The 14,895-nt window shown below is 64.8% G+C and carries 10 protein-coding genes; 4 read left to right on the forward strand and 6 right to left on the reverse strand.

Annotated elements, in window-relative coordinates; translation table 11 throughout:
• The first annotated feature begins 548 nt into the window (after positions 1–548).
• On the forward strand, positions 549–1,598 hold the full coding sequence (locus tag R2834_14955) for a hypothetical protein (GenBank protein ID MEZ4701635.1): 1,050 nt from the start codon (positions 549–551) through the stop codon (positions 1,596–1,598).
• A 13-nt stretch (positions 1,599–1,611) separates the two neighbouring features.
• Here R2834_14955 and R2834_14960 read toward each other — a convergent pair whose 3' ends face one another.
• Genes R2834_14960 through R2834_14970 form a run of 3 tightly spaced genes read right to left on the reverse strand, consistent with a single transcriptional unit; the run spans position 1,612 to position 6,626 of the window.
• Positions 1,612–2,184 (reverse strand): pyridoxamine 5'-phosphate oxidase family protein, encoded by a 573-nt coding sequence (locus R2834_14960; protein MEZ4701636.1) that lies wholly within the window; start codon positions 2,182–2,184, stop codon positions 1,612–1,614.
• A 12-nt stretch (positions 2,185–2,196) separates the two neighbouring features.
• The gene (locus tag R2834_14965) at positions 2,197–4,029 is read right to left on the reverse strand and encodes an acetylxylan esterase (protein MEZ4701637.1); all 1,833 of its coding nucleotides are present in this window, start codon (positions 4,027–4,029) and stop codon (positions 2,197–2,199) included.
• 23 nt (positions 4,030–4,052) lie between these two features.
• Entirely contained in the window at positions 4,053–6,626 is a 2,574-nt protein-coding gene (locus R2834_14970) for a GH116 family glycosyl-hydrolase (protein MEZ4701638.1), read from the reverse strand.
• A gap of 460 nt (positions 6,627–7,086) precedes the next feature.
• Here R2834_14970 and R2834_14975 point away from each other — a divergent pair, with 460 nt between their 5' ends.
• Positions 7,087–9,891 (forward strand): ATP-binding protein, encoded by a 2,805-nt coding sequence (locus tag R2834_14975; GenBank protein MEZ4701639.1) that lies wholly within the window; start codon positions 7,087–7,089, stop codon positions 9,889–9,891.
• A gap of 6 nt (positions 9,892–9,897) precedes the next feature.
• On the opposite strand, the gene R2834_14980 is transcribed toward R2834_14975, so the two are convergent.
• Positions 9,898–10,881 (reverse strand): NAD-dependent epimerase/dehydratase family protein, encoded by a 984-nt coding sequence (locus tag R2834_14980; protein ID MEZ4701640.1) that lies wholly within the window; start codon positions 10,879–10,881, stop codon positions 9,898–9,900.
• A 207-nt stretch (positions 10,882–11,088) separates the two neighbouring features.
• Positions 11,089–11,424 (reverse strand): hypothetical protein, encoded by a 336-nt coding sequence (locus R2834_14985; GenBank protein ID MEZ4701641.1) that lies wholly within the window; start codon positions 11,422–11,424, stop codon positions 11,089–11,091.
• 566 nt (positions 11,425–11,990) lie between these two features.
• On the opposite strand from R2834_14985, the gene R2834_14990 reads away from it, so the two are divergent.
• The gene (locus R2834_14990) at positions 11,991–12,278 is read left to right on the forward strand and encodes an acylphosphatase (protein MEZ4701642.1); all 288 of its coding nucleotides are present in this window, start codon (positions 11,991–11,993) and stop codon (positions 12,276–12,278) included.
• A 13-nt stretch (positions 12,279–12,291) separates the two neighbouring features.
• Here the strand turns inward: R2834_14990 and R2834_14995 are convergent, their stop codons facing one another.
• A complete protein-coding gene (locus tag R2834_14995) occupies positions 12,292–12,714 on the reverse strand; it encodes a hypothetical protein (GenBank protein MEZ4701643.1) in 423 nt (140 codons plus the stop codon).
• Positions 12,715–13,117: 403 nt separating this feature from the next.
• On the opposite strand from R2834_14995, the gene R2834_15000 reads away from it, so the two are divergent.
• Positions 13,118–14,770: an FAD-dependent oxidoreductase gene (locus tag R2834_15000; protein MEZ4701644.1), complete on the forward strand. Its 1,653-nt coding sequence runs from the start codon at positions 13,118–13,120 to the stop codon at positions 14,768–14,770.
• The last annotated feature ends 125 nt before the right edge of the window (positions 14,771–14,895 follow it).

A 14,895-nucleotide genomic window follows, 5' to 3' on the forward strand; every position in this document is an offset into this window, starting at 1 on the left:
TATGGCTGTAAAAGACAGGGGAGGCGGATGTATGATACCGCGCTGGTCTTTTAAGCGTCTACGCCGGAAAGGAGTACGTGACGTGCGCCTTTAGCGCATAGCCATGTGATCGGAATGTACGGGGTAGGAGGGGGGTTATCGGATGCCGGCCTGCGCACTGGCTGCAGGGATTCGTTCGGAATTCTTCCGTAGCACGTCCGAACCGTGAAGAATTTTCAGCAACGTCGATTCACGGAAATCCAGCCCAGAGCGGTTCAGGACGCTATGTGCGGGGTTTCCGTCGACAAATCCGTCGATCGTCTCCGGACGACCTGGAAATGGACGGGTTTGCACTTCGTGGCATGTTATTTGAAGATTCCAGACGACCGGAACCGGTCCAAGTTCAGGCCATACCAGGAAGGGTGCAAACATCTCCTGGCGCCGTAGACCCTGCCGCATGCGATCGATCGTCCCGGATCGCGCACCTCCTCTTGCGGCTTGTCCTTTCTGGCAGACGTTCTCGGGCCGTTGCGAATCTCTAATATTCTCTCATTTCAGCGGTAGACATCGTGAGAAAGCCCTCCACGCAAGACCTGCCGGTCCTGCTCGATGCGATACGCGTATTGCATGAGCAGATCCGTAATCGTGTAGTTGCCGCCTGTGAACTGGCGGACACCGACCACCTGGCCGACGTGGCCGAGGAATCCGACGAAGACACGATCTACCACATCGACCGCGTCGGTGAATCCGAACTGGTACCGTTTCTGGAACGCCACGTCGCCCCGGACATCCCGATCGTGCTGATCGCCGAAGGCCTCGCCGGCGGCGAAATGGTGCTCCCGCGGGGCGCCTCGGCCGAAGAGGCCCGCTGGCGCATCATCATGGATCCGATCGACGGCACGCGGGGCCTGATGTATCAGAAGCGGAGCGCCTGGATTCTCACCGGCGTCGCCCCGAATCTGGGACCCGAGACGGCGCTCAGCGATATCGTGCTGGCGGTGCAGACGGAAATCCCGCTGGTCAAGCAGCATCTCTCCGACGTGCTCTGGGCCACGCGCGGCGAGGGCGCCCGCGCCGAGCGCTACAACCGCATCACGGGCGCGCGCCGGCCGCTGCTCCTTCGCCCCTCCCGCGCCACGACCGTCGAGCACGGTTTCGCCACGATCTCCCGCATTTTCCCCGGCGGCCGCGACGTGCTCGCCGCCATCGACGACACGCTCATCCAGACCCTCATCGGTCCGGTCCAGGAAGGCCGCGCGCATTGCTTTGAGGACCAGTACATCTCGACGGGCGGCCAGTTGTACGAGCTGATGACGGGGCACGACCGTTTTGTGGCCGATCTGCGCCCTTTTCTCTCGACCCTGCTCGCCGATCGCGGCGAATCCACGGGGATCTGCTGCCATCCGTACGACCTCTGCACGAAACTGATCGCGGAGGAGCTGGGCGTGCATATCGTCGACCCGGCCGGCGGGCCGGCCGATGCGCCGCTGCGGCTGCTTTACGACGTGGCGTGGGCCGGTTATGCCAACAGTGTGCTGCGCGACCGGATCGAGCCGGTGCTGCAGGACCTGCTGCATCGCTGGCAGATGATCGAGACCGTCAGCGCGTCCGCGGCCTGAACGGTCGTTCGCCTCAGGGCTCGAGCGGGTAGTGGTAGGCGCCCGGGAACGACGGGGACTCCTCTTTCTTTTTTCCGCTCCATTGCCGGATATCGATGCGGAAGACGGCCGTACGTTTGAGTTCCTCCTCCACGATTGGCCGATAGTCGCGGCCCGGGCGCAGGTGCGGGGCGTATTTGTCGAGCAGCATCTGCAGCGCGTGCCGCATCCCCTCCTCATCCTCAACCAGCCGGCCCTCGCCGAAGACGGTCACGCCTTCGTATTCCACGCTGAATTCGAGCGCTTCGTCGGCCGGCAGCATGCGGCCCATCGAAAAGGTCGAAAAACAGACCGACAGCGGGGCGCCATCGGTTGACGCAAAAATGGCCTGCGTACGCCCGACGTGCGCCGTGTGGATGTAGATGGCCCGGTTGGCCTCGTCGTACGCGAAGAGGTTGCTGTTGATGAAGGGCTGTCCATCGTGCACGACCGCCAGGGCGCCATAGGCCGCCCGATGCAGGTAAAGACGGATCTGGTCGTCGTCCGCCATGGCCCGATCGGCGCGACGCAGCGCGTGGTAGGGTTGATCGAGGTAGTCTTTTGCCATCGGTGGGATGTTTCAGTCGGTTGCCGATAGATGCAGGGCCTGTTCGGCCCCGAGCGCCGCGTAGAGGTCCCGTATCCAGTCCGCCAGCGCGCCGTCGGGCAGGTGGGTGATGGTCAGCGGGGCGGGGGCGATGAGCGCGACCGCCGTGCGGAGGTCGCCGGCGCGCCGAAGCAGCGGCACGGGCAGGTGCGCCAGGAAGTCGTCATCCGTGTCGTAGGCCACGCCGTTCAGGTGCACCGTCGTCGCGGCGACATCCGGGGCCATGGCGCGGGCCAGCAGCGTCCACACGCCGGCCTCATCCAGACCGATCACCTCCACGTTTTCGATGCCGGGGCGGGCCGAAAGGGTCTCGATCGCCCGGCGGATTTCCTGGACCCGCTTTACCGGTACCGTGGCGTTGTACGTCGTCCAGTACGCGATCGAATCGGGCGGCACGAACGTATCTCCTTCGGGATAGGGGACGAGCAGGGCCGCGAGCCGGCCATCGATCTGCTGTTGCCGCGCCAGCGACCGCGCCGTCCGCTCCGAGGCCGGGGTGCCGGGATGCACGATAAGGACAGCCCGACGCGCCGGGGCCGCCGGCGACGGGGCGAGGTAGTCCAGCTGGACCTGTCCGGGCTCGGGCGGCGCAAAAAGGACGTGTTCGAGCGCCCGGCCGTACGTGGCCCGATAGGCGTCGAGGGAGGCCGCGTCGGTCGGTTTCGCGTGCGACAGCTGACGCTCGGCGCCTGTTTTCACCTGCGCGAACAGCGCCTCGGGCGTCGGGGTGCGCCGGGGCAGCTTGATTTCACGGGTATCGGCCGGCAGGAGGTTGAGCTCGTCGGCTTCCGGGACGTCGCCGAACTCGGGCGTGAGCCAGCGGGCGAACCAGTCGTACACCGCCGAGCGGCTCTCCTTGTTGTAGTTGTGGGGATAGTTCAGGTGGACGTTGGCGACGCGGTCCTCGGCATCGAAAAGCCGATAAATCGCCTGCATCGCGGGATACTCGACCTTCGGCGTGTTCACCGTCCAGTCGCCGGCGGTCGATACCATCATCAGCGGGCGCGGCGCGGCCAGCGCGCCGATCTCGATGTTGTTGTCGTCCAGCCGGGTGAGCGGCCCGTTTTCGCAGATGCACCCGCCCTGGAAGTGCGCCGAGATCATGTTCACCGGCGCCGCCGCGGCAATGCGGTCGTCGATGGCGGTGAGCATGAACGTCTGCGTGCCTCCGCCGGACGCCCCGGTCATCCCGATGCGGTTCGCATCGACCTCCGGGAGGCTGCTCAGGTAGTCGAGGGCGCGCAGGCTGTTCCAGAGCTGAAGGCCCATCGCCGAAAAGCCCCATAGCTGGTACTTCATCTCGTCGAAGCGGTGGGGGAAGTCCTTGCTGTTTTCGTTGTACCCGATCATCGAGTACGAGAGGACGACGTAGCCCTGCCTGGCGAACGTGATGGCGCGGCCCGGGATGGAGGCCAGGTCCGTATGTTCAAACCGGCCCTCGTCCCAGTGTCCGTGTGGCGACAAAATGGCCGGAAAAGGACCGGTGCCGGCCCGCGGGCGGTAGAGCGTTCCCGTCAGGTAAAACCCCGGATACGTCTCCAGGCCGATCGATTGCACCGTATAGCCGTCCCCGAGGGTGAATTCCGAGGTGACCGGGCGCAGCGGCGTTTTGTCGGGCATCGGATAGAGGCCGCTGCCGACGAGCAGCTGGTCGCGGAGCCAGCCGGCGTGGGCGTCCCACGCGGCGCGGGTCGCGTATGCGACCGGGGTGTTGACCCGATCGAGGTGGTTATGCGACTGGGCCCGGGAAGCGGCGGGGGCGCCGGCGACGAGGAGGCCTGCCAGGAGAAGGAAACGGATGTTCATGCGGTCTGGGCGAAAAGGGGGGGTTATCCGATCCGGAGCACCTGGCCGGCTTCGAGCAACACATCGCGCTGTACGACGTCGGCCCCGATGCGCAGTTCCTCGAGGATGAGTCGGCCGTCGGACACGTGCAGGGTATACCGGCCGCCGCCGCGCACCTCGAGGGAGCCCCGGGCGGCCGGCGTGACAAAGGGTGCTCGCGATATGGAATCCCGGGGATGGAACGTGAGGCTTCGGGTGGTCGCGTCATAGCGTTGCCCGGTGAGGGCGAGCGGGAGCGTCCAGAGGGTCAGATGGGCGGGATGATGCGAATAGGCCCACGGGCTGCCGTCCCAGCCGGCCTGCATCTCGAACACATTCCACGGGTCGCGCAGCGTGCGGTACTGGTGTGTCGCGGCCTTCTCGGCGCGTGCCAGGGCGTCGCGGGCGTCGACATCGAGGTGGATCGCGAGCGCCGCGCTGTTGTACGTTGCGGCCTGCCACACCACGGAGTCCGTCGGCCCGCCGCGGCCGGCCGCGAGGAACTGATAGGGCCGTTCCGGCGAAAGCCCGTCCTCGTCGCCGCCGGCGCCGCGCATCGCCATCGCGCCGTAGGGCGTGCCGTTGGCGCGGGTTTCGGCCCGGAGATGCCGGCGGGCGCGCTCGGGATCGATGACGGGGTCGAGATCCAGCATGTAGCACCAGAGCAATCCGTACAGGGTATCCGCCTGGAGGGCGTCGGTAGCCGGTTCGCCGGCGGTGTGCCAGGCGCGATAGTGCTCGCCCGTCCAGAAGGCAGTGTCGAATGCGGCCGCACCTTGCTTGACCAGATCGCGGAGGGTGGCCGCGAATGCGGTGTCGCCGGCGAGGGTGGCGAGCTGGACAGCAGCCTGGGCGGCCGCCAGATGCAGCAGGGCGCCATACGCCGCCAGATCCTTCTCCCCGTACTGCCACCACCGGTAGATGGAGTCGAGCCGGTCCGGCAAACCCAGCCGTTCGGCGCGGGCGGCCTGCCAGGTCATCGCCTTGCGCGCGTGGGGCCAGAGTTCGGCCAGGATGTCCCGGTTGCCGGTTGCCCGGACGAGCGCGCAGGTTTCGAGGACGAAGGCGGGGCCGTTGTCGGCCTGCACCGGTCCTTCGGCGGCGTCGAACGGGGTGCGACCGCCCAGCCCGAGCGAGGCCGGCAGGCTCCCGTCGTCGGCCTGGACGGCCGCGTAGGCGCGCAGATGGTCGTGCAGGACGTCCGGGAAAAACAACGCCAGCGGCATGGCCCGGTACAGGCTGGCCGGCAATGACGAGAGCGACGGCGCTGAAAAGGTGTCCCAGAACCGCCAGTGGCGCGCCCGGGTGTGAACGGCGGATTTGGTGAGGATGGCCGGGCTGTTTGCGAGGCCGTCCTGCAGCGCCGCCGGCAGCGCATTGTCGAAACACATCGCCTGCCAGGTGTTGAGGCTTTTCCAGACATCCGGCAGGCGGTCGATGAAGGCCGCGGCGGCGGCCGGCGCCCCGTCGAAGCGGGCCGCATAGCCCTGTCCGACGTCGGCTCCGTAGAAGCGCCGGTTGGGAAAGTGCCAGCTCAGGACAAATGTGACGACCTGCGTCGTGCCCGGCTCGACGACGGCCGTGGCGGCGGCGGCGCCGTAGCCGAAGAGCCCCATCGCAATCTGCCCGTCGAACGATCCTTCCTGCTCGAATACGCTCCAGATCTCGTCGAGGTCGCTCGATACCATGCTGCTCAGGTTGAAGCCGGTCAGGGTTTCCAGCGTCATGGTGCCCGCCTCCGGCGTGTCGCCGTTGCGCGTGAGGGTGATGCCGCGCTGAAGGCGGAACGTGCCCTGCAGGTAGTTGGGCAGGTTGCACATCACCGAAGCGTTCACCGGGGCGCTGCCGGTGTTATGGAGCAGCAGCGTGAAGGCGAGCGCCGGCGTGGCGCTGAAGGCGGTGTCGTTCAGCACAAACGGCGTGTAGGCGTACCAGGCCACGTCGAGCGGCAGGCCCTCCGCCTCCGGCAGCAGTCGGGCTACGGGAAAGGCGCCCGAGAACGTGATCTGGTCGACCCCCGGCAATCCGCCCGGCGGATGCGTCCGCAGCGCCCAGGCCCGGGGCGTTCCGCCGCCCGTCTGTGTCCGGATGCCGAGGAGGAAATCCTCGATATCGACCTTCATGCCTTCGGATGCCGGCGAGGTATTAAAAATTTGCCAATCCCTCAGGCTGCCGTCGGCGCGGATCTCGACCGTGCCGCCCCCCATGCCGCCCAGCGGGACGCCGGATCGCATCCCGATCGGAGGCGCGAGCAGGCGCTTGTCCTCCTCCGGTCCCGTCACTTCGGAGAGATAGGGCAGCTCCCCCTTGACGTGCCAGTGGATGGCGTCCTCGGCGATGTGCACGGGCTGGGGGGCAAAGGCAAAGCGCATGTCCTTCCGAACGACGCCCTGGTGCAGGAAGCGCAGCGCGGCGAGGGGATGGTCGCTTTTGAATGCCGTGGAGATCGAGTCGGGCGGCGTCGTGCGCGCGCCTCCGAAAGCACCGCAGCCGGCCAGAACGCCGGAGGCCAGGGGCAGACAAGCCGTTTTTATAAAGTGCCGACGCGTGAACGACGTGGATTCGGGGGCTTCTTTCATGAAGCGGCCAGGCAGAACGGTGAGAGGCTGGGTAAGGGGCGGGCTGAAGTTCGGAAAACGATCGCAAAAAAGCTGCAGCGCCGTCAGCTATTTCAGGTTTTTGCTCCTCGATGACGCTGTGGATTCAAGCAGCGGGCGCATCGGTCGATCCCCTGAAAAAGTCCGGCAGGGGCCGGTGCGCCGTTCAGAAACGGTTGGGATTTTCAAAAATCCTTCTCGGTCCCTCATCCTGAACCGCCCTCCGCTTGCGGTGGGCGTGATGAATGCCCGTCCCCGCGAACGCGGGGAGACTTCTCGAACCACCGTGAGATGCTCATGGGAGCCATGCGCGAGTGATTCGGGAGGTCCTTCGACAACCCCGTCGCAAGCGCCGGGGGCTCAGGAAGACAACCTGTTTTTACTTCTCAACAGTTTCTCAGTTGATCATTTCGCAGTTCCCTGGTCTTCTACCACCGTTCAGATGCCGCTTCTGATACTTCTGGCTTTTCTTTTTGGTGGGATCGCACAGCAACCACCGCGCGCGCCGGCGCTCAAGATGGTGGCCGGCGTGGAGGAGGTTTCGCTGACGCCTTACATCGAATTCATCGAGGATCTCGACGGGACGTGGACGGCGGAGGAGGTGGCCCGGCGCCAGGATGGGTTCTTTAGCGTCTCGGAGGCCGTGCCGAACTTCGGGATGAAGCGGCTGGTGATGTGGGGACGCTTCCAGGTGCAGAATCTGACCGAGGAGCGGGCTTTTTATCTGGCGATGACCTTTTCGGAAATCGACTGGATGACGCTGTATTCCTGGAGTCCCGACGGCTGGGTCGCCCAGGAAACCGGGCAGCGTGTGCCAATGAGCCGGCGCGCCGTGATGAGCGTCCTGCCGGCCGGTGCGCTGCACGTGAGTCCGGGGGAGACGCGCACCTTTCTGGTGCGATTCGAAACCACGCGTCAGATGCAGCTGCCGCTCGCGGTGCTCACCGAGAACGAGTTCGCCGCCATGCAAGCCCAGCACCTCCTGTCGTGGGGACTGCTCATGGGCATCATCGCGGCGCTGGGGATCCTCAATGTGCTGCTCTATGCGTTCGCGCGCGAGCGGCACATGCTCTACTTCGGGCTCTATACGGCGATGTTCGGGCTGTTTCTTTTCGTCTGGAAAGACCTCGACAGCTACGTGGTTGCCGACCTCGCGAGCGTCTGGCGGGAGCAGCTGGTGCTGACGCTAGCCCTGATGCCGGTCGTCGTGCGCATGCTGTTCGTTCGCCATTTTTTTGAATCCAACAGGTACCTGCCTCGTCTCGACCGCGCTGTCCTGGTGTCGTTTTTCATCGGGGTCGTCGCGCTGGGGCTCTCCACGCGGTACAACATGATCTGGTTCGTCGTGGCGAGCTGCGTGCTCTGGCCCCCGATCGAGCATACGATCGCATGGATCCGGTATCGGCAGGGTTTCAGGCCGGCGGTGCTGTATTTCATCTCAACCGCCTGCGCGCTCCTGCCCTCCATGGTCTTTACGTTGGCCACGGCCGGGATCCTGCCGGCCGCCCGGTGGCAGGAAGTGGCGATGGTGATCGGGTTGCTGTTCGAGCTGTTGTTGAAACAGGGGAGCCTCGGGATCCGCATCCGCGAGATGCTCAAGCAGCGACGCCTGATCCAGGAGCAGCTGGATCGCGAGCATCGCGAAGCCGCGGCCCGGCTCGAACGCGAAGTCGATCGCAGGACGGAATTGCTGCGGCAGACGAACATGCGGCTCGTGGAGGAGAACGAGCGCCGGCACGCCTCCGAACGCGTGCTGCAGGAAAGCGAGGAGCGGTACCGCACGGTGGTCGCGGTGCTCACCGAAGGCATCGTCTTGCAGCAGGCGGATGGACAGATCATAGCCGCCAACGAGAGCGCGGAGCGCATCCTGGGCTTGACGACAGACCAGCTCAGCGAGCGTACGTCCATGGATCCCCGATGGGGAGCGATCAAGGAGGATGGGTCGCCGTTTCCCGGGCATGAGCATCCGGCGATGGTGACGCTCCAGACGGGCGCTTCGCTCCACGGCGTGACGATGGGCATCATCGTGCCCGACGGCGACCTGCGCTGGATCTCGATCAATTCCGAACCGCTCTGGCGGACGGGGGAGGAGCGGCCCTACGCGGTCGTCACTTCCTTCGCGGATGTCAGCGGCGAAAAAGCCTATCGGGAAGAGCTCATCGAGGCGCGCCGCGTGGCGGAAGAGGCGACGGTCACGAAGAGCATGTTCCTCGCCAACATGAGCCACGAGATCCGCACCCCGATGAACGGGGTGATCGGCATGACGAGCCTCCTCATGGAGACGGAACTCACGGCCGAGCAGGAGGAGTATGTCGACGTGATTCGCGCGAGCGGCGAGAGCCTGCTGATGGTGATCAACGACATCCTCGACTTCTCGAAGATCGAAGCCGGCCGGATCGAGCTGGAACACCGTGAATTCGACCTTGGCGCCACGCTGCGGTCGGTTTCGATGTTGCTGCAGGCCCGGGCGGCGGACAAGGGGTTGGATCTGAAGCTCGATATCGACGATCAGCAGCCGGAGCGGTTTACGGGCGATGAATTCCGCATCCGCCAGATCGTCCTGAACCTGCTTTCCAATGCGGTCAAATTTACGGAGCGCGGCAGCGTGACGCTGCGCTGCGCGACGATCGAGCTGCCCGACGGGCGCCCCGGGGTAGCCATTGCGGTTCAGGATACCGGGATCGGCATCCCGAAGGAGCGGATCGACCGCCTGTTCCAGTCGTTCTCGCAGGTGGACAGCTCCACGACGCGCAAGTATGGAGGCACCGGTCTGGGGCTTGCCATCAGCCAGCGTCTGGCGCGGCTCATGGAAGGGGAGATCCGTGTCGAGAGCGAGCCCCAGGTAGGCACCACGTTTACCCTGGTGCTGCCCTGCAGCGCAAACTGCCGGGCTGTAGACGGGCTGCGGGTGCTCATCGCGGAACCCAACCCGTTCCACGCGCGCATCCTGACGCGCATGTTGACCGACGCCGGCATGGAGGTAGAGCCGTGGACCGGCGACGAGGCTCCGGACGCCTCCTGCAACGCCGTCCTGGTCAACGCGATGGACGCCGGGCTGGCCGACGCCCGCAGGAGCCTGGCGACATCGCCGCGCCGGGCCGACCTGGTCTGTATCGGTCTGATCGACAAGGACTGGAGCGGCCCCGCGTCGGAGATCGCGTGGGATGGTCTGATTGCGATGCCCTTCAACCGGGAAGACCTGCTCGCCCTGCTCGGCAAGATGCCTGCGCGGCCCACGCCGGCCTGAAGAGCCTCAGAGCCAGCCGTGCTCGCGGTACCATCGATACGTCGCCGCCAGGCCTTCGTTGAGCGGTACGGACGGCGTGAAGCGAACGAGCCGCCGCGCTTTTTCGGCCGAGCAGGTCCAGTACGGCGAAAGGCCCAGGCTGACCTTGTGGCTGTTGACGAGCGATAGGCGCCCCGACACGCGAGAGGCCAGGTCGCCGAAGGCGCCGGCGGCGCGGACAAACAGGCGAGGTATTTCGAGTTCGAAGCGCAGCGGCCGATCCATGGCGCGGGCCATGCCGGCGTAAACCTCCCGCCATCCCACGTCCTCCTCGTGGGTAAGGAAAAACACCTCGTCGCGCCCCGCATCCTCGAACGTAGCCCTGAGCATGCCCTGGATGAGGTCGTCGACGTGGATCGTCGCGATCCGGCTGCTTTTGTTGGCCGGGTATAATCCCGCTCCCCGCCGCAGCTGTTTGAAGAGCACCAGGAAATCCTGATCGCGCGGCCCATACACGGCCGAGGGGCGGATGATGGTGTACGGAAGCCGGCCCGTCTGGTCCTGGAGGAGGCGTTCCGCTTCGTATTTGCTCTGGCCGTAGATCTCGAACGGGGAGGGGGGCATCGTCTCGTCGACCGGGAGCCCGGGCCCCCGAGCCGGTCCGGCGGCGGCCTGCGAGGACACGAGCGTGAGCCGGCGCAGCGGAGCCTCCGCCGTCTCCAGCGCCGACATGAGGGACCGCAGCGGCGTCACGTTGCCTTCCCGGAAGGCGTCGATCGTCAGCGCCCGGGTCACGCCGGCGACATGGAATACATAGTCGGCCCCCTCCAGCGCGCCCGATGCCAGGATCCGGTCCGGCCGCGCGAAGTCGACCGGAAACGGCGTCGTGCCGGCGGGCGCCGGGGCGTTGGGGGAGCGCGTCAGCGCCCGGACCTCGTGCCCCTGGCTCAGGAGGGCCTCGACCAGCCGGCTGCCGATGAACCCGTTCGTACCGCTAACAACACTGATCATGGCCTGGGGGGAGAGAAAAAAACATTGATTTTGGGCCGATAGAGGCGATTTTATCGAAAGTGTAAAAAAAGTTCGTTCGATCTGTAACGCAAGGCCCGGAGGCTGCGCTAATAAACGCTTGCAGTACTGATCATGGAATAGGCTCTGCCGGGTGGAGGTGGGGCCTATTCCTGTTTTTGTCCTTTCGGTAAACGCAGACGGCGGCTGTCAATCGGCCAGCAGGTACCTCGCTATCTCGAGCCGCTGCACGTACGCATTCAATAGATCGGCGGTGAAGTCCGTTCCAGAGAGGACGACCGACTGCACGCCATCCGGGTGGCCTACCGTCAGCGAACCGTCGGCGCCCCGCTCCCAGATCCACGCCCGCTCGTCCATAGCCAGGATCACGGCTTTCTGGATGGCGCCTTCCGCGCGCCAGGGGATCTGTTTGCGATAGGTCTCTACCCATTCCTGACGTCCGGAGGGCCCGAAATAGATGCGGCGCCCATCGATATGGCACCATGCCGGCTCCAGAGCGGCCCAGCGTTTCAATAAATCGATCATGCGGTGTTGTGGCTTGCTTGGTTTCCGCCTACGCGGGATGTACAGTGCGTTCGAGCCGTGGGCCGAATCTCGAACGGAAGGGTGTTGCAGCCTCGCATCTGGGTGGGCCACGATGGTACATTCCTGGACGGGATCTGCGGAAGGAGATTTCGCTCGCGACGGCGGGATCGATGGCGCATTCGATGTGCTGCCCCCGGCCGCATAGGCCAGCTCGCTGCGTGTTTCCATCCGGGCACTGGAGTGATTTGGTGCGGGATGGGGGATGCGTGATGCGGGGTGCGGGATTTGGGATGCAAGATGCAGGATGCAAGATGCTGAGTACAAACATCCTGCATCCAACATCCTGCATCCAAAATCCCATTTACAACATCCCGCATCCAACATCCTGCATCCAACATCCTGCATCCAACATCCCGCATCCAACATCCTGCATCCAACATCCTGCATCCAACATCCTGCATCCAACATCCCGCATCCAACATCCTGCATCCAACATCCCGCATCCAACATCCTGCATCCAACATCCCCCCCTCACACCCTGCAATCTCACACCTGAAGAAACGCGCATGGAACACCCCGGGCTGACCGTAGAATGGATCGTACGTGGCCGCGTGCAGGGCGTGGGATTTCGCGCCTATACGGCGCAATGCGCGCGTGAAATGCGGGTGATGGGGTGGGTCGCGAATCGCCGCGACGGCTCCGTCGTCGTGGTTGCAGAGGGGCCGGTGGACGCCCTGCGCGGCTTCGAGGCGCTCGTGAAGCGGGGGCCGGCCCTGGCGCGGGTGGACTCCCTGACCGAAACGGCGATGGCGCCGGCCGGTTACACCCGTTTCGAGATCCGGCAAACTACCTGAGGGGTGCCCGGACCTATTCGGCCCGCGGGAAAAGGATGATGTCCTTGCCGGTGTAGCCGAATCCGGAAAAATCCACCTCGAGCACCATGTCGTAGATGCGGCTGTAGTCGCGCACGACCTGCCCCACGATCGACCCCGAATTGAATTCGCTGTCGAGTTGCAGATCCACCCGGTCGTTGTTCAGGGTGCCGGAAAACGAGATGCTGTAGATATCCGAGGTCCCGACACGCCGGCCGGGCGTCTCCACGGTGCCGGACCCGGTCAACCGGCCGTCGGCATTCTTGATCTGGATTTCGAGCTGGCAGCAGGTCCCTGAAACCGCCGCGACGGTGCTGGACCAGTTGCCGTTGACGATGCTCGATTCGTCGTTGAGCTGAAAAACGTCGCACCCGCTCGCTACGATGAGCGCCATGCTGAGAAAGACGAGGCGTTTCATGGTGGTCCGGGATACGCTCCCCGGGGTCTGTTTCGAGGGGGACTCAAGGGGGTGTTTGACATAAAGATCGTCGCGGATCGGGCGACTTGCAAGCCGATCCACCCGGTCTCCATGGAATAGATGGGTCAGGAGACGCTTTCGATGCCGAAAAAGTTCTCTCTTCGTGGGTAACGATTTGGGAATGGTCACTTAAAGTGTTACGTCACGATAAAATTCTCCTTATCCCAACAGGTCGGACGGGCAAGGCTCGCCCGGGTACGGGGGATAAACGGGACGCCGGCGGGTCCCCGATCCTTCGCCCTTGTGTTAATGGCGGCGAGTCGCTAAGCTTAGCCTTCGCGCCGGATCCGCCCTGGTGGATGGACCGGCTTAGGATGTAGCGATGATTCCAGCAGGGCGACCCATGATTTTTGCCATCGTATTTCTGGTGGCGTTGGGGATGCTCGCACCCGTTCGTGCACAGGAAGCTTCCCCCCCGCTGACCGTAAACGATTCGACCAAGGTATACGACATTGTCATTTATGGCTGCACGTCGGCCGGCCTGACGGCGGCCGTCCAGGGCCGGCGGATGGAGCGCCAGGTGGTTCTCGTTTGCCCCGAAACGCATCTGGGCGGCATGACGTCGGGCGGTCTCGGGTGGACGGACTCCGGGATCAAGGAGGCCATCGGTGGCCTCGCCCGCACGTTCTACCAGCGCGTCAAAGCGCATTACGACGACGAATCCGCCTGGCCGTTCGAGGATCGGTCGACGTTTTCGCGCTACGATCCGGAGGCCGACGCCATCTGGGTGTTCGAGCCGCACGTCGCCGAAGCGGCGTTCGAGGCCTGGGTGCGCGAGTACGAGATCGAGGTGTACCGGGACGAGTGGCTGGACCGCGAGTGGGGCGTGACCAAGGTGGGGTCGAGGGTGCTGGCCATCACGACGCTGAGCGGGGCCACCTATCGGGGGCGCATGTTCATCGACGCCTCGTACGAAGGCGACCTCATGGCCACCGCGGGGATCAGTTACGCCGTCGGCCGCGAGCCGAACAGCGCGTATGGCGAGATGCTCAACGGCGTGCAGACGCGCAACGCGGTCAAACACCAGTTCGACCGCGCCGTCGACGCCTATGTGAAACCGGGCGACCCGTCGAGCGGGCTGCTGCCGGGTATCCAGGGTAGCGATCCGGGCAAGGAGGGCGAGGGCGACCACCGGGTCCAGGCCTACAACTACCGGATGTGCCTGACGAACGTCCCTGAAAACCGGATGCCGTTCGTGCGGCCGGCGAACTACGACCCGATGCGCTACGAATTGCTGGGGCGTTACCTCGAGCTCGGGTGGCGGGAAGTGTTTGCCAAGTTCGACCCCATCCCCAACCACAAGACGGACACGAACAACCACGGCGCCTTCAGCACCGATCATATCGGGGCGAATTACGACTACCCCGAGGCATCCTATGAGCGCCGGCAGGAGATTTTGCAGGACCACGTCGCGTATCAGCAGGGGCTGATGTGGTTTCTGGCCAACGACCAGCGCGTGCCGGCGGACGTGCGCGAGGCCATGAGCCAGTGGGGGCTCGCCAGAGACGAGTTCGTCGACAACAACCACTGGCCGCATCAGATCTACATCCGGGAAGCGCGGCGCATGGTCAGCGATTTCGTGACCACCGAAATGCACCTTCGCAACATCCGCCCGACGCCACTGCCGATCGGGATGGGGTCCTACAACATGGACTCCCACAACGTCCAGCGCTATGTCGATGCCAACGGCTTCGTGCACAACGAGGGTGACATCCAGGTCAACCCGGGCGGACCCTATTCGATCAGCTACGGCGCCATCATCCCGAAAGCATCCGAGGCGACGAACGTGCTTGTGCCGGTCGCCGTCTCCGCCTCCCATATCGCGTACGGCTCGATCCGCATGGAGCCCGTGTTCATGATCCTCGGTCAATCCGCCGCTACCGCGGCCTCCCTCGCGCTCGACGCCGGCGTGCCGGTCCAGGAAATCCGCTACAGTGCCCTCGAGGCGCGTTTGCTGGCGGACGGGCAGGTGCTGAGCTTGCCCCGGGAAAACTGAGACCGGGCCGGACATCGCTCGTGGCCGCATCGTGAGATGTACTATATAACTCGTTGGTTATTTAAGAACTGCGCCGGCAGGAGGGGGAGCTGGATGCAGGGGGCAAGAGGCAGGATTTCGCACGA

This window comes from Rhodothermales bacterium (assembly GCA_041391505.1).
Lineage (GTDB): Bacteria > Bacteroidota > Rhodothermia > Rhodothermales > JAHQVL01 > JAWKNW01.